This is a genomic window from Niallia sp. HCP3S3_B10, assembly GCF_052064465.1.
In the GTDB taxonomy this organism is placed as follows: domain Bacteria; phylum Bacillota; class Bacilli; order Bacillales; family Cytobacillaceae; genus Niallia; species Niallia hominis.
The window spans coordinates 24,836-40,768 of sequence record NZ_JBQHVO010000027.1; the positions used below are offsets into that span (position 1 = coordinate 24,836).

Here is a 15,933-nt window from a genome sequence, read left to right on the forward strand (position 1 = left end):
TGTTCCATTCCTGTTTATTCGGTTATATTTAGCTACGAATAGGTTAATACTAGCATTATTATAATGTGCTAGTAAGGAGGCCTTGGAATGGCTATACATTATCATTGCAGACATTGTGGTGTGCATATAGGTTCACTTGATACAGGAGCAGTAGAAGCAAATCGCTTAGGATTCAATCATTTAACAGATGAAGATCGTTCAGAAATGATTCAATATCATCAAACAGGAGATATTGAGGTAAAATCAATTTGTGAGGATTGTCAAGAATCATTGTCTAAAAATCCTGGTTACTATGAAAATGATTATTTGATTCATTAATAGACTGTTTAAAAAGATACTGTTTTTAATTAGGAAAAAAGCTTTGGACTAATCCAAAGCATTTTTCCGTTGTCTATATACATGTTTTCTTTTGCAGCAGGAATATAGGCAAGATATCTCGTATATAACAACATAAAGGAGTATTTTCTCCACATTTTAACAAAGCCGCTTTTAGGAGAGGGTCAAGTCTTCTCAGGCTACTGCGTGTGGGAGCTTGGACTTTCACGCAGCTTCTCAGGCTGCTCAGTATCTCTAATTGTTTATTTATCATATTGAGAAAGTAACAATCTTTTAGAAAACAGCTTTTTCAAAAGAAACATATAGATGATGTCTTTATAAGAACTAAATAGATGGCAATTATAAATATTTATATAAGATAGGAACAGATTATAGGTTAAGTGCTTATCTTAAAAAAGGGCTAGATAGCTAGTGCTATGTCACTTTACTAAAATGTATAAACAAACTAGCTCTGCACCACTTATTATGGTGCCTTTGCTTTTAAATGGGAGGGAAAATTTTTTGTTAGGGCTAAAAGAGTTATTTAAACAGCAAGAAGATATACAAAATGTCATTTCTGGATTAGAGGCTGGATTGCATGAGCAATTAGTTTCAGGTCTTTCCAATTCAGCACGTACTTTATATATGACTTCTATTTACGAAAAAACGAAGAAACCTTTATTAATAGTGACACATAATTTATTGCAAGCACAAAAGCTATATGATGATATTACAAATATTGTGGATGAAAAGGAAGTCTTCCTTTATCCAGCGAATGAATTAATTGCTGCTGAGATTAGTATTGCGAGTCCAGAGCTTAAGGCACAGCGTATTGAAGTATTGAACTATTGGGCTAAGAAAAAATCAGGAATCATGATTGTTCCAGTAGCCGGGCTAAGAAAGTTGCTGCCTCCAAAAAAGCTATGGAAGGAAGCGCAATTAAAGCTTGAGATAGGGCAGGATTTGGATTTAGAGGCATTTTTATTAAGGCTTGTTCATATGGGATATGTGCGAGCAGAAATGGTTTCTTCACCTGGAGAATTTAGTGTGCGTGGTGGAATATTAGATATCTATCCATTGACAGAAGAAGATCCTCTTCGCATTGAATTATTTGATACGGAAATTGATTCCATCAGGGCTTTCTCACTTGAGGATCAACGCTCGAAAGAAAAGAAAGAAGTGGTTAGCATTGGGCCGGCTACAGAAATTCTTTATGATGAAAAAGCAGTCGATGAACTATTAAGCAAGCTGGAAAAGGGCCTAGCTCAAAGTTTAAAAAAGATAAAAGATGAAGCGACGAAAACGTTACTTGCGCAAAACATAGGCAGAGAAATAGAACAGTTAAGAAATGGACAAAAGCCAGAACAATTATATAAATACTTATCCATTCTTTATGGGGAACATGTAAGTTTAATAGACTATTTACCGACAAACGGCTTTTTAATTATTGATGAAATTAGTAGAGTGCAAGAAATGAACGACACGCTAGAGAAGGAAGAGGCTGATTGGTATACGAGCTTATTAGGCGAGGGAGCAATCATTCATGGATTAACCTTATCCCAAAGTATAAGCCATCTTTTACATCAAGCAAAACAGCCAATTGTCTATCTATCTTTGTTCTTACGCCATGTGCCAAATACTAATCCGCAGAATATAATCAATGTTTCTTGTAAACAAATGCAAAATTTTCATGGTCAAATGAATGTGTTAAAAACAGAAATAGAAAGATGGAAAAAGAATCATTACACCGTTTTATTGCTTGGTAATAGTGGGGAACGTATAGAAAAGCTAGATCAAGTTCTACGGGATTATGATATGGAAGTAATGATTCAAAAGAATGCCAAGAAGATTGCTGAAGGGAAAATCCAACTAGTAGAAGGGCATCTGCAATCAGGATTTGAACTTCCTATTTTAAAGCTAGCTGTAATAACAGAAGAGGAATTATTTAAAACAAAAACAAAAAAAATCTCTAAAAGAAGACAAAAGCTATCAAACGCGGAAAGAATAAAAAGCTATTCGGAATTAAATGTTGGAGATTATGTTGTTCATGTTAACCATGGAATTGGTAAATATCTTGGAATTGAAACACTTCAAATAAATGGTGTTCACAAGGATTATTTACATTTACGATATCAAGGAAATGATAAGCTATATGTTCCTGTTGAACAAATTGACTTAGTTCAAAAATACGTAGGGTCAGAGAGTAAAGAACCGAAAATATATAAATTAGGCGGCAATGATTGGAAGCGTGTGAAGAAAAAGGTAGAGTCTTCTGTTCAAGATATAGCCGATGATCTTATAAAGCTATATGCAGAAAGAGAGGCATCTGTTGGCTATGGGTTCTCTCCAGATGGAGAAATGCAGCGGGAATTTGAAGCAGCATTTGCTTATCAGGAAACAGAGGATCAGTTGCGCTCCATTCATGAAATTAAAAAGGATATGGAAAGAGAAAGACCGATGGATCGCCTTCTTTGCGGAGATGTTGGTTATGGGAAAACAGAGGTTGCTATTCGTGCAGCTTTTAAAGCGATAGCTGATGGAAAACAAGTTGCTTTCTTAGTGCCAACGACAATCTTAGCTCAACAGCATTATGAAACGTTGAGAGAGCGTTTTCAAGATTATCCGATTGAAATAGGTTTATTAAGTAGATTCCGGACGAGAAAACAGCAAAACGATACAATAAAAGGGCTAAAAGCGGGAACTATTGATATTGTTGTAGGAACACATCGGATTCTTTCTAAGGATATTTCCTATCGAGATTTAGGTTTGTTAATTATTGATGAAGAACAGCGATTTGGGGTAACGCATAAGGAGAAAATTAAACAGTTAAAAACAAATGTTGATGTGTTGACATTAACAGCAACCCCAATTCCAAGAACACTCCATATGTCGATGTTAGGTGTACGAGATTTATCTGTCATCGAAACACCTCCTGAAAATAGATTTCCTATTCAAACCTATGTAATGGAGTATAATGGTGGACTTGTAAGAGAAGCGATTGAAAGAGAGCTAGCAAGAAATGGGCAAATATATTTTCTATACAATCGTGTAGAAGATATTGAAAGAAAAGCGGAAGAGATATCCATGTTAGTCCCTGATGCAAGAGTAACATATGCACACGGTAAAATGACGGAAAATGAATTAGAATCAGTAATGCTTGGATTTTTAGAAGGAGAATACGATGTTTTAGTAAGTACAACCATTATTGAAACAGGGGTAGATATTCCGAATGTAAATACATTGATTGTCCAAGACGCAGATCGCATGGGGCTATCGCAGCTCTATCAATTACGGGGAAGAGTAGGTCGTTCTAATCGAGTAGCCTATGCTTACTTTACGTATAAGAAGGATAAGGTCTTAACAGAGGTAGCGGAAAAAAGGCTGCAGGCAATTAAAGAGTTTACAGAGTTAGGGTCTGGTTTTAAAATTGCCATGCGGGATTTAACGATTCGTGGGGCTGGAAATCTCCTAGGTGCTCAGCAGCATGGATTTATTGATTCTGTCGGATTTGATTTATACTCTCAGATGCTGAAAGAGGCGATTGAAGAGAGAAGAGGCACCATAGATGAAGAACAAAAACGAACAATCGAAATTGATTTAGATATTGATGCCTATATTCCTGAGTTCTATATAAGCGACGGACAGCAAAAGATTGAAATGTATAAAAGATTTAGAGGCGTTGCAACTTTAGATGATATGGAAGAACTAAGAGAAGAATTAACAGACCGTTTTGGAGACTATCCAGAGGAAGTTTCTAATCTTTTCAGGATTACAGAAATGAAGATTTATGGGAAGCAAGCTGGAGTAGAATTAATTAAACAAACAAAGGAAGAAGTGCTGATTCTCTTATCAGAACAAGGTAGTGACCGCATGGATGGTCAAAAAATATTTGAGAAAAGTTCTAAATATGGCAAAATGATTGGTCTTGGCATGGAAGGAAGAAAACTAAAGATGATCTTCCATGTAAAGGGTGTAGAGAAGGACAAATGGCTTAAGGTGTGTCAAGAAATGATAGAAGCATTGAGTACCTTTAAAAAAGAACCAGAGGAAGTTACTAAGTAAATGTAGATGACGAATAAAAATGTGAATAAAAGCCAAACAACCCATATTTACGTGTGGATTGTTTGGCTTTTTTGTTTGGCTGGAATACTTATGTCCAAACCTCTTTAATACCCAAAGTTATGAAGAAAATTGTGGAAAACGAATGTTTAATAAGGGGGGACAAGGGTATACACAAATATAGATAAAGGATAAAAAGTTCTCATTAAATGATATCTAAGTTAAGTACCGGAATAAATAAATGGTTATACCCAAATTTGGGATATAATATTCCCGCTTGTTAAAAATATGGTAAATGTTTTTGTTAGGTGAAATATTCACCAAGGAAAATAAAGCTACCTAGAGAAAATTTTGCATGATTAATGTATAGAACTTACCATATGAAAGATACTATGTTTAAATATGGTGAACATTTCATGTATAGTGAGAATGCACTCACCAATTTTAAAAATCATCTGATGAAAGTGAGGCAACACGGAATGAAAGCAACTGGAATTGTGCGTCGAATCGATGATTTGGGTCGTGTCGTTATCCCAAAAGAAATCAGAAGAACATTACGAATTCGTGAAGGTGATCCATTAGAGATTTTTGTTGATCGAGATGGAGAAGTAATTTTAAAGAAATATTCACCGATTAGTGAGTTAAGTGATTTTGCTAAAGAGTATGCAGAAGCTCTTTATGACAGTTTAGGAAGTGCTGTATTGATTTGTGACAGAGACTCTTACATTGCCGTTTCGGGTGGATCGAAGAAGGATTATTTAAATAAAAATATTAGTAATATAGTGGAAAAGGCAATGGAAGATAGAGGAACTATTCTTATGAATCAACAAGATCAAGTTTCCTTAGTGGATGGTACTACCGAAACTATTTCTGCTTATACAATTGGTCCAATCATTGCAAATGGAGATCCAATTGGAGCGGTTGTCATCTTTTCAAAAGAAGACTCCCTTGGTGATGTAGAGAAAAAGGCTGTAGAGACTGCGGCAGGATTTTTAGCTCGCCAAATGGAATCATAATCATGCTTGCATAACGTTTTCTTTTACTAATCCATATATTGTTTAAACCGTCGACAAACTCAGGAATTGGAGTTGTCGACTTTTTTTGTACTTACATAAATAATAGGAACTTCATTTTTTATTTGGAAAATGAATATTGTTCTATTCAAACTAGAACAATATTGTTATAATAAGTATATAACAGTTTAAGGTGGATGATTATGTATATTCAAATTAATCCTGATTTAGAAATGCCGATTTACGAACAGCTTTCGATGCAAATTATGATAGGGGTAATAAGAAAAGATATACAGGATGGAGATGTATTGCCTTCTGTTCGTTCATTGGCAGCTGATTTAGGCGTAAATATGCATACTGTAAATAAAAGCTATCACGAATTAGAGAAAAAGGGACTAATTCAAATTATTCCTAAATCTGGTGCAGTTATCCGAACCGCTAATCGAAAGCTATCTGAAGAAGAGAAAAACAGAACATCAGATAATTTAAAGCCGACTATAGTGGAAGCATTAGTGCTAGGGATGAATGAGGAAGACATATTAAGCATAGCAAAATCAATTATTCAAAACTTGAAGGAGGAATAGTAATGGAAGCACTTATATTTATTATGATGATGTTGTTAACAGTCATGCTTGAGGCAGCTATCCCTTTTCTAATAAGAAAAACAATCGTATTTGGGGTTTCCATTCCAAGTACACAAATAAAGCATCCACAAATTTCTGTATATAAAAAAAGATATTCTCTTTTAATTGTGGTACCTGCTCTTCTTCTTCTTCTTGCTTATTGCATTTGGCAAGCAACCAATAGTCCCCAAGCCAATCAAGTAGCGATTGTTGGAACGTTTCTTTTGTTTGGAACTTTATTTTGGAGCTTTAGCCTTTATTTCTATTTTCATGGGAAAATGCTTGAATTGAAAGGTGAAAATAAATGGGAAGAACAGTTAAAAGTAGTAAGTGTAACAGAGCTTGGGATTAGACAAAAGGATGAAATGCTTCCGTGGTATGTGTTTCTAATTCCGATGATTATTACGGTAGGATTCCTTCTTTTTACTGCAACTCAATATGATGTGTTGCCGACTGAGATACCTGTGCACTGGGGAGCTGATGGTAAAGCTGATCGATTTACGACAAAGACACCTATCTCTTCTGTGTCATTGCTTCTCGTTTTGCTAACAATGCAATTCATGTTTTTAGGTATTAATATAGCGACAAAGAGATCAGGGATCAAAATAATTGCTAATAATAAACAAGCATCCAAGCGAAGACAGCTAAAGTATCGTAAATATTCAAGCTGGCTTAATCTTCTTATATCCATTACCATAACTGTTCTGTTCATTCTTTTACAATTAACAACGTTATACAATAATATTTTCAGTGATTACATGATAGTTATTATTCCTCTCCTCCTTACAGTAGTCCTATTAATTTGTACCATTGTATTTACGTTTAAGGTAGAGCGGTTAAATCGGGAATTAGATGGAAAAGAGCAAGAAACGCAGGAAATTTCCACTTTTGATGCTGATAACCATTGGAAGGGTGGCTTGTTTTACTTTAATAAAAATGATCCTTCTATTTTTGTTGAAAAGAGATTTGGAATTGGTTGGACAATAAACTTTGCAAATCCAATTGGATATTTATTACTATTTATTCCTTTGCTGCTTATCCTCCTTTTAAGCTTTATATAGAGGGACATTAAGAGCGCTTCTTTCCAGGTCTGTATAAACAAATAATTGGAAAACGGCTTGTTGACAGTGTTTCTTAATTATTAGTAGGTAGAAAGGAAGGATATGGATGTAAGCAGGCATCTTCCTTCCAACTATGCTATAATACAAGGCGAAGTAATTATGGAAGGAGCTAGACATGTGAAGACTTCGCAATCAAATGTCTGGTTTAAAGGCGCTTTTATTCTGATGTTAGCTGCCTTAATAACTAAAGTACTAAGCGCTGTATATCGAATACCGTTTCAAAATATTGTCGGTGATAAAGGATTTTATATTTATCAGCAGGTTTATCCTTTTTACGGGGTAATTATTGCTTTATCTACATATGGTTTTCCAGTAGTCCTATCAAAATTGTATATGGAAATGAAAGTAGAGGGGAACCAATCGGGTATAAATAGACTTGTGAGTTCCTCTTTTTACTTGTTTTTTCCCATAGGGATTGCTGCTTTTCTTATTTTGTTTTTCAATGCCGGAAGACTGGCTACTTGGATGGGAGATCCCTATTTAGCATCTTTGTTGAAGGTGATTTCTTTTGCATTTCTTTTTTCTCCATTGACAGCTATTTTGCGAGGAATCTTTCAAGGGGAGGGCAATATGATTCCGACAGCAGTATCACAGGTGAGTGAACAACTGCTTAGAGTTGGGATTATCTTATTTGTTGCTGTCTTTTTTTCCTATAAAAGATATTCCTTGTATGCGATTGGTTCTGGGGCTATGTTTGGTTCTGTCATAGGAGGCTTACTTTCCCTGCTAGTACTAATCTATTTTTATCGAAAAAAATCTTTTTCTCTATTCCGAGTTTCCGCCCTTTTTCACAAGGAAAATCGTCTTCTATCTAAAAGAGTAATATTTGAGGGAATCACGATTTCGATTAGTAGTATGCTATTAATATTATTGCAGCTTGCAGATTCTTTGAACTTATATGCCTTATTAATCGAAAATGGAGTCGCGGATGAAACGGCTAAAGTCATGAAAGGTATTTATGATAGAGGGCAGCCGCTCATACAAATTGGAAGTATTATATCCACATCCATGGCTTTAAGTATTGTCCCGCTTATTACAAAGAATCGGCAAAAGGAAAGTAAAAAAGATCTAATGGAGAATATTCATTTCTCTCTTTTAGTCAGTTATTTTATCGGCCTCGGTGCTACTGTAGGTTTGATCGGGATTATTAATGAGACAAACAGGATGCTTTTTGAAAATGATGCTGGGTCTCATGTCCTTGCCATTTTGTTTTTTATTATCTTCTTTAATGCCATTATTGTTACGGTAATGTCCATTCTTCAAGGGTTAGGTCATTCTTTCTATCCGGCCATTTTGATTATATTTGGTTTTATAGGGAAGTATGTTCTTAATATCTGCCTTGTTTCTTCTTATGGGATTGCAGGTGCAGCTTATGCATCGCTCATTATATTATTTATTATTTTACTTTTAATGGTGGTAAAATTGAGAAGAATAGTCAAGGAGCCAATTATTGATCTAAAGCAGATAGCAATCATTATTGGGGCGAGTTTCGTAATGTTACTTGTTCTAAAAGGATATATACCTCTTTCCTCGTTGTTGCTTGAATTTATAGAGAATAATCGCATAAAAAGTGCTATACAAGCATTATCTGGTGTTATGATAGGCGGCATCGTGTATGTGTTTCTTGTTTTGCGAGGAAATGTTTTTAAAGAGAAGGAATTACTTCTATTGCCGTTAGGAAGTAAACTAATTTGGTTTTTACCGAAAAGAAGGAAGGGAACTAAATGAAGCAAATAAAGATTATTGGATTGGGTGCAGGGGATATAAATCAACTGCCATTGGGTGTCTACCGAAGCTTAATGGATGAGAATAAAGCGGTATATGTACGGACGAAGGATCACCCGGTAATATCAACCCTTGAACAGGAAGGTGTCATGTTTTATTCATTTGATTCTATTTATGAGAAACATGATCAATTTGAAGCAGTATATAAAGAAATCGTTGCATTTCTAATAGAAAAAGCTAAAGAGACAGACGTTGTATATGCAGTTCCAGGTCATCCACTTGTTGCGGAAAAAACGGTTCAATTATTAATAGAAAAAGATAGAGAAGGAGTGGTCTCTATTGAAATAGCCGGTGGCCAAAGCTTTTTAGACAGCATTTTTCAGGCATTGCGAATCGATCCAATTGAGGGCTTTCAATTATTGGATGGAACAGACCTTGATCGCTCAAGCATTCAGCTTAGAAATCATTTAATAATTGGCCAAGTATATGATGTCTTTTCTGCATCTGAAGTGAAGCTGACGCTAATGGATATACTGCCATATGACTATCCTATTAAAATTGTAACTGCAGCAGGAAGCAGTTTGGAATGCATAAAAGAAATGGAGCTACATGAGTTAGATAGAGAGATGGACTTAAATAACCTAACGAGTGTCTATGTGCCGCCTGTTCGGGAGGAAAAGCTATTACGTAAAGAGTTTTCTCAGCTACGACGTATTATAGCGGAGCTTCGTGGACCGAACGGCTGTCCGTGGGATAAAAAACAAACACATGAAAGCTTGCGTAAGTATCTACTAGAAGAAAGCTATGAATTAATTGAGGCCATTAATGAAGGAGATATTGATCATATTATCGAAGAGCTTGGTGACGTGTTATTGCAAGTGATGCTTCACGGTCAAATAGGAGAAGATGAGGGCTACTTTTCTATTGATGATGTAATCGAGGGAATATCCGATAAGATGATTCGCAGGCATCCTCATGTATTTGGAGAGGAACAGGCGGAATCTGTCGATGATGTGATGAAGCATTGGCAAAATGCAAAGAAAAAGGAAGCAAAGAAAGAAAAGGATTCTGTGTTAGATGGAATTAATCAGGCATTACCACATTTAATGCAAGCCCACGAATTACAGAAAAAAGCGGCAAAGGTTGGCTTTGATTGGCCGGATGCAGATGGAGCTTGGGAAAAGGTAAAAGAAGAGATTCTAGAGTTTGATAAGGAAATAAAAGAGGCAAGTAATGAAGAAAGGATAGAAAGTGAATTTGGCGATGTTTTGTTCTCGCTAGTAAATATCGCTAGATTTTATAAGGTTAATCCTGAGCTTGCTATCTTGCAGACAAACAAGAAATTTATTCAGCGTTTTTCTTATATAGAAGAGAGGGTGAAGGCGTCTGGAATGGAATGGAGTCAAATGAGCTTAGAGGAATTAGATGGGTATTGGAAGGAAGCAAAGAAAAAACAACGATAAGAAGGAGCGGTTAAGATGCGACTAGATAAATTCTTGAAAATTTCACGCTTAATTAAACGAAGAACGTTAGCGAAAGAGGTAGCGGATCAGGGACGAATTTTAGTAAACGGGCTGCAGGCAAAAGCGAGCACTAATGTGAAGGTAGGAGATGAGCTTCAGGTGCGTTTTGGGCAAAAGCTAGTAACAGCAAAAGTGGAAATGCTACAGGAATCTACGAAAAAAGAAGATGCAGCAAATATGTATAAAATAATGAAAGAAGAGACCATTTCATAAGTTTAATTAGCTGTATTATTGGTAATAAAACAAGGTAGAGTTGTTTCGACTATCTTCCTTTTGAAGGCTTGTTCTAAAATAATTTTTCTTCACATATATTTGTACAAGTAGAGATTGTACTAAGTGATTGTGAGGGATAAAGATGAGCCAATATTATGATTCTAACACGACTAAAAGTAATGTAGTAGAACATGATGTAATTATGAGAGGGAGAAAGTTATTAGATATTACAGGAGTAAAGCAGGTGGAGAGCTTTGACAACGAAGAGTTCATTTTAGAAACAGTAATGGGCTTTTTATCCATTCGTGGTCAAAATCTTCAAATGAAAAATCTCGATGTGGAAAAGGGTATCGTCTCCATTAAAGGAAAAGTGTTTGATTTAGTATATGTAGACGAACAAAGTGGAGATAAGGCTAAGGGATTCTTTAGCAAGATATTCCGATGACGTTATCTACACAATTTATGACCATGCTAGCTATGGTTAGCATGGGTCTATTCTTTGGCATAAGCTTAGATACATATCAGTACTTTTTGAAAAGGCCGATAAGGAAACGAAGTATTGTTTTTATCCATGATATCCTTTTTTGGATTTTGCAAGCCCTTCTTATGTTTTATGTGCTTTTCCTAGTAAACAAAGGAGAGGTCCGCATTTATTTGATTTTAGCTTTGCTGCTAGGATTCGCCATGTACAAAAGTTTATTTCAAGCTCTATATCTTCGATTATTAAAAGCAATTATTTCTTTTTGCATCCATTCTTATCGTTTTTTTATTAAATTGTTTATGAATATTGTATATAAGCCAATTAAATCTATCTTGCAATTGCTCTTGTCGATAATAATTACTTTAGGTAAGGGACTTATGGCACTTGTCAGTGGTATAATTAGGGTATTAAGATTTATCATAAAGATACTATTTAAACCAATTGAATGGCTTTTATCCCTATTATGGCTAATTGTGCCGAAAAAGGTTAAATTATTCGTCGAGAGAATTTCTAGTAAATTGGCAGGATATTACTTTAAAATAAAGAAATATTTGAAAGAATGGGTAGCTAATAGAAAAAAATAATGAAAGGAGGAGCCTCTATGAGTGCCATAAGAAAACCAGATATTACAACATTCCCAACAGAATATAATTTAAAGCATCAAGCGGATAGTCTCAGTGGAGCCAGAAAGAAAAAGTTATTGATGCGCAGGCTGACAACATTCTTCGTATGTGCTGCTGTTATTGGCTTTATCATGATTTCCACACTCATATCACAAAGCTCCACTTTAAACGAGAAAAGAGCAGAGAAAGAGGACTTAGATGGACAACTTGTAGCGCTAGAAAAGCAGGAAGCGGAATTAAAAGATCAAATTGCTAAATTAAATGACGAAGAGTATTTAGCTAAATTAGCTAGAAAAGATTTATTACTATCACAAGAAGGGGAAATTATTTTTAATATCCCAGAAAAAGATGCAAAAAACGCTACTGGAAAATAATAAGGTCGGCTGTAATATTGACACCCTTTTTTTCCATTCTGTATAATATAAATAAGTACGATTTTTTATATCCTTAAGGAGGCAAAACTTTTTTATGTCAATCGAAGTAGGCAGCAAGTTACAAGGAAAGGTAACAGGAATTACTAATTTTGGTGCGTTTGTTGAGCTCCCAGAAGGCGCAACAGGTCTTGTTCATATTAGTGAGGTCGCAGACAATTATGTTAAGGACATTAATGAACACCTAAAAGTAGGCGATGAAGTAGAAGTTAAAGTTATTAATGTCGAGAAAGATGGCAAAATTGGACTATCCATTAAAAAGGCGAAGGATAGACCAGAAAGACCAGAGAGACCACAATACGAACGCGGAGAAAGAAGAGAATCAAGAGGCGGCTATTCCGGTGGGAATTCTCAAAGGTCACGTAATGCAAAATCAAATGAAAATCGTGCTCCTAAAGAGAATTTCGAATCGAAAATGGCTCGTTTCTTAAAAGACAGTGAAGATCGATTAGCTTCTCTGAAAAGAAATACTGAGTCGAAACGCGGGGGAAGAGGCGCGAGACGCGGGTAACTTGCTGCTGAATAACCAATAGATAGCAGGGTTTATCGTTTATATATTCCCATAGCTTAAGCAAGCCTATTAAGGCTTGCTTTTTTGTGTTTTTGATAAAAATGGTTTATTTCCACTGATAAACTTCAGTAAGACTTTCATTTCTTGTTTGGAAGAAGAGGAAGAAAATAGGTTGGAGATCAGCTGTAATAGAAAAAGACATAAAAAAAACCACGTAAAAATTTACGTGGTTTTTTAGATAGCGGCGGAGGGGATCGAACCCCCGACCTCACGGGTATGAACCGTACGCTCTAGCCAGCTGAGCTACACCGCCATAATATTAACAAGACAATTAATATAATACAAATAAATAAATGTAATGTCAATAGGTTTTATTCATTTCATTATTTGTTGGCAAATTTATATTTTATTGTATGGCTGTATTTAAATCTTTTTACATACGTATATAAAGTGTAAAGCTGTAGGAACCACTATTATCGATGGATAACTAAAAAAACATATTGCATGAATTGACAAAAATAAGCAATAAATACAAAAAAGCAGGCAGAAGAAAATGTTTTCTTTCTCCAAACGTACTTCAGTTAAAACCACTTTTTTAATGATAGAATAGCCTCTTTTCTATAAAAGTTTTCCAAATAACGGGCAAAAAGGAATGTATCGAATTTTGTAGCTCCTTAAAAAAATGAAGGAAAGAAGTCGAGCGAAAAGCTGGAACTGCTTCGTTATTTTGACAAACTTTTAAATAGCTACCTTCTATAATGTGGAGCAACGATACTTGATAGGGAGTGGAGTGTATGGAAAAAGTAGAAAGGGATATAATCGATCCGATTGGTGAGGTTGATTTTGGGAAGTCACGGGAAAGCTTCAGCTCAATTCTTCATAAATTTAATTCAAAATTGGAGAATTTTTTTTTAGTAAAAGGCTATTTGCTTTTAATCATTGGTTTCTTGCTTGGACGAGCCTTAATATTAGGACAGCTTACTCCTTTTGCTCTTCCATTTTTTGCAGCGGTGTATTTATCAAGGAAAGATAAAGCCCCACTTGCCCTCATTGGTTTAATTGCTGGTGCGGCTACTTTAGGAATAACGGAGGCGGCTACTAATTTTGTCTTGTCTTTCTTATTCTTGATAAGCTATAAGATTATTTTGAACTGGAAAAATAAAGAACAACAACTCGTACCAGTATTTGTTTTTGGTCTTGTCTTTCTTGGTAGCTTAGTAAAAGCATATCTATTAACAAACGGTTTTACATGGTATGGAGGAATGTTATCGTTAGTAGAAGGAAGTCTTGGTTATATTCTTACATTAATCTTCTTACAAAGCTTACCATTACTCACCGTAAATAAAAGGAGACAAGCACTTAAAACAGAGGAAATTGTTTGTTTGATTATCATGCTAGCTTCTATTATGACTGGAACAATAGGATGGGCGGTCTATGGCATATCCATTGAACATATTATGTCACGTTACTTAGTATTAGTATTTTCCTTTATTGCAGGGGCAACGATTGGCTCTACAGTTGGTGTGGTAACAGGGTTAATTTTTAGCCTAGCAAGTATTTCAAGTTTCTATCATATGAGTTTGCTCGCATTTTCTGGTCTTCTAGGTGGATTACTGAAAGAAGGGAAGAAAATTGGCGTGGCATTGGGATTATTTATTGCTACTCTTCTTATTGGAATGTACGGAGAAGATGGAGGCGTATTATCTGTTTCATTAATGGAAACAACAATAGCTGTTTTTCTATTCCTTCTCACACCAAGAAGTTTAACCTCTCGAATTGCAAAACACATACCAGGAACAACAGAATATTCCCAAGAACAACAGCAATATATGAGAAAAATGAGAGATGTAACTGCCCAAAGAGTTTCTCAATTTTCTAATGTTTTTCAGGCTCTCTCCAATAGTTTTTCGTCTCCCAACATTAGTGAGATGGTGGAGGAGGAAGATAATGAGTTAGACTACTTTTTAAGTAATGTGACGGAAAAAACATGTCAGACATGTTTTCGAAAGGAATATTGCTGGGCTCGCAACTTTAATACAACCTATGATTATATGAAAGACATTATGACAGAAATGGCAGATTCAGGCGGAAATATTTCCCCCAATCTTTCGAGGGATTGGGATAAACATTGTACGAGATCGAAAAAGGTTAAGGATGCTATTCATCAGGAACTGGCACTGTACCAGGCCAACCAAAAATTAAAAAAACAGGTACAGGAAAGCAGAAAACTAGTTGCAGATCAATTACTTGGTGTATCAGAGGTTATGGGTGATTTTGCCAAAGAAATTCAAAGGGAAAGGGAAAATCATTATAAGCAGGAAGAACTAATATTAGAAGCTATTCAAGAATTTGGCATTCATATTGAAAATGTAGAGATATATAGTCTAGAACAGGGGAACGTAGATATCGATATAACCATCCCTTACAGCACTGGTTATGGTGAATGTGAGAAACTGATTGCACCGATGTTATCTGATATTCTTGGGGAAACAATTATTGTAAATAAGGAGGAGGTTGCTGAGTATTCCAATGATTATAGTCATGCAACATTCCGATCAGCCAAAGCTTATACGGTAGAAACTGGCGTTGCACATGCAGCAAAGGATGGGGGATTTATATCAGGTGATAGCTATTCAACGATTGAACTAGGTTTGGGGAAATATGCCATGGCAATAAGCGATGGAATGGGAAATGGAAAGCGTGCCCATGTAGAAAGTGAAGAGACACTACAATTATTGCAAAAAATTCTTCAATCAGGGATTGAAGAACAAGTGGCGATTAAATCGATTAATTCAATCCTTTCTTTACGAACAACAGATGAAATTTTTTCCACGTTAGATTTAGCAATGATTGATCTTCAAAATGCAGCTGTTAAATTTTTGAAGATAGGATCTACCCCAAGTTTTATTAAAAGAGGATCAAAAGTAATGAAAGTTCAGGCAAGCAATTTACCTATGGGCATTCTCCAAGAATTTGATGTAGATGTTGTTAGTGAACAATTAAAGGCTGGCGATTTGCTAATTATGATGAGTGATGGTGTTTTTGAAGGACCAAAACATGTAGAAAACTTTGAAATATGGATGAAGCGAAAAATCAAGGAGCTGAAAACAGAGAATCCCCAAGAGGTAGCAGACTTAATTATGGAGGAGGTTATACGATCTCGTTTAGGGTTAATTGAAGATGATATGACTGTTTTAGTGGCAAAGATTGATCATAATATTCCGAAGTGGGCATCTATTCCGGTAAAAGGTTTTAAGCAAGCAGCAAATTGAATTTGATAACTTATTTCCCTCCT

General features: G+C 35.5%; 13 protein-coding genes and 1 tRNA gene. 13 read left to right on the forward strand and 1 reads right to left on the reverse strand.

Going from position 1 to position 15,933, the window contains the following annotated elements; translation table 11 throughout:
* The first annotated feature begins 87 nt into the window (after positions 1–87).
* From ACTNDN_RS13125 to ACTNDN_RS13180, 12 genes are all read left to right on the forward strand, one after another.
* Complete coding sequence (locus tag ACTNDN_RS13125) at positions 88–318, forward strand: anti-sigma-F factor Fin family protein (protein ID WP_109768913.1); 231 nt, start codon at positions 88–90, stop codon at positions 316–318.
* 519 nt (positions 319–837) lie between these two features.
* Positions 838–4,377: a transcription-repair coupling factor gene (mfd, locus tag ACTNDN_RS13130; RefSeq protein WP_048719099.1), complete on the forward strand. Its 3,540-nt coding sequence runs from the start codon at positions 838–840 to the stop codon at positions 4,375–4,377.
* 476 nt (positions 4,378–4,853) lie between these two features.
* Positions 4,854–5,390, forward strand: coding sequence for a stage V sporulation protein T (gene spoVT / locus ACTNDN_RS13135; protein WP_031537132.1), 537 nt, complete (start codon positions 4,854–4,856; stop codon positions 5,388–5,390).
* Positions 5,391–5,590: 200 nt separating this feature from the next.
* Positions 5,591–5,971 (forward strand): GntR family transcriptional regulator, encoded by a 381-nt coding sequence (locus ACTNDN_RS13140; protein WP_031537133.1) that lies wholly within the window; start codon positions 5,591–5,593, stop codon positions 5,969–5,971.
* 2 nt (positions 5,972–5,973) lie between these two features.
* The gene (locus tag ACTNDN_RS13145; RefSeq protein WP_031537134.1) at positions 5,974–7,071 is read left to right on the forward strand and encodes a DUF1648 domain-containing protein; all 1,098 of its coding nucleotides are present in this window, start codon (positions 5,974–5,976) and stop codon (positions 7,069–7,071) included.
* A gap of 177 nt (positions 7,072–7,248) precedes the next feature.
* Positions 7,249–8,859 carry a putative polysaccharide biosynthesis protein gene (locus ACTNDN_RS13150; protein ID WP_081836616.1) on the forward strand — a complete coding sequence of 537 codons (1,611 nt, stop codon included), beginning with the start codon at positions 7,249–7,251 and terminating at the stop codon, positions 8,857–8,859.
* Entirely contained in the window at positions 8,856–10,319 is a 1,464-nt protein-coding gene (gene mazG / locus ACTNDN_RS13155) for a nucleoside triphosphate pyrophosphohydrolase (RefSeq protein WP_031537136.1), read from the forward strand. The genes ACTNDN_RS13150 and mazG overlap by 4 nt, the downstream gene beginning before the upstream one ends.
* A 15-nt stretch (positions 10,320–10,334) precedes the next feature.
* A complete protein-coding gene (locus tag ACTNDN_RS13160) occupies positions 10,335–10,592 on the forward strand; it encodes an RNA-binding S4 domain-containing protein (protein WP_031537137.1) in 258 nt (85 codons plus the stop codon).
* 142 nt (positions 10,593–10,734) lie between these two features.
* Complete coding sequence (yabP, locus tag ACTNDN_RS13165) at positions 10,735–11,037, forward strand: sporulation protein YabP (RefSeq protein ID WP_031537138.1); 303 nt, start codon at positions 10,735–10,737, stop codon at positions 11,035–11,037.
* Positions 11,034–11,657 carry a spore cortex biosynthesis protein YabQ gene (gene yabQ, locus ACTNDN_RS13170; RefSeq protein WP_048719101.1) on the forward strand — a complete coding sequence of 208 codons (624 nt, stop codon included), beginning with the start codon at positions 11,034–11,036 and terminating at the stop codon, positions 11,655–11,657. The genes yabP and yabQ overlap by 4 nt, the downstream gene beginning before the upstream one ends.
* Before the next feature lie 17 nt (positions 11,658–11,674).
* A complete protein-coding gene (locus ACTNDN_RS13175; RefSeq protein ID WP_031537140.1) occupies positions 11,675–12,070 on the forward strand; it encodes an FtsB family cell division protein in 396 nt (131 codons plus the stop codon).
* 94 nt (positions 12,071–12,164) lie between these two features.
* A complete protein-coding gene (locus tag ACTNDN_RS13180) occupies positions 12,165–12,638 on the forward strand; it encodes a S1 domain-containing RNA-binding protein (protein WP_031537141.1) in 474 nt (157 codons plus the stop codon).
* Positions 12,639–12,877: 239 nt separating this feature from the next.
* On the opposite strand, the gene ACTNDN_RS13185 is transcribed toward ACTNDN_RS13180, so the two are convergent.
* Positions 12,878–12,951 (reverse strand) — tRNA-Met (locus ACTNDN_RS13185).
* Between the two features lie 481 nt (positions 12,952–13,432).
* On the opposite strand from ACTNDN_RS13185, the gene spoIIE reads away from it, so the two are divergent.
* Entirely contained in the window at positions 13,433–15,910 is a 2,478-nt protein-coding gene (spoIIE, locus tag ACTNDN_RS13190) for a stage II sporulation protein E (RefSeq protein WP_031537142.1), read from the forward strand.
* Positions 15,911–15,933 lie beyond the last annotated feature (23 nt).

Excerpts from the sequence above, each read along its gene's own strand:
- ACTNDN_RS13125 (WP_109768913.1), top strand. The coding sequence starts at position 88 with ATGGCTATACATTATCATTGCAGACATTGTGGTGTGCATATAGGTTCA.
- spoVT (WP_031537132.1), top strand. The coding sequence starts at position 4,854 with ATGAAAGCAACTGGAATTGTGCGTCGAATCGATGATTTGGGTCGTGTC.
- ACTNDN_RS13140 (WP_031537133.1), top strand. The coding sequence starts at position 5,591 with ATGTATATTCAAATTAATCCTGATTTAGAAATGCCGATTTACGAACAG.
- ACTNDN_RS13145 (WP_031537134.1), top strand. The coding sequence starts at position 5,974 with ATGGAAGCACTTATATTTATTATGATGATGTTGTTAACAGTCATGCTT.
- mazG (WP_031537136.1), top strand. The coding sequence starts at position 8,856 with ATGAAGCAAATAAAGATTATTGGATTGGGTGCAGGGGATATAAATCAA.
- ACTNDN_RS13160 (WP_031537137.1), top strand. The coding sequence starts at position 10,335 with ATGCGACTAGATAAATTCTTGAAAATTTCACGCTTAATTAAACGAAGA.
- yabP (WP_031537138.1), top strand. The coding sequence starts at position 10,735 with ATGAGCCAATATTATGATTCTAACACGACTAAAAGTAATGTAGTAGAA.
- yabQ (WP_048719101.1), top strand. The coding sequence starts at position 11,034 with ATGACGTTATCTACACAATTTATGACCATGCTAGCTATGGTTAGCATG.
- ACTNDN_RS13175 (WP_031537140.1), top strand. The coding sequence starts at position 11,675 with ATGAGTGCCATAAGAAAACCAGATATTACAACATTCCCAACAGAATAT.
- ACTNDN_RS13180 (WP_031537141.1), top strand. The coding sequence starts at position 12,165 with ATGTCAATCGAAGTAGGCAGCAAGTTACAAGGAAAGGTAACAGGAATT.
- spoIIE (WP_031537142.1), top strand. The coding sequence starts at position 13,433 with ATGGAAAAAGTAGAAAGGGATATAATCGATCCGATTGGTGAGGTTGAT.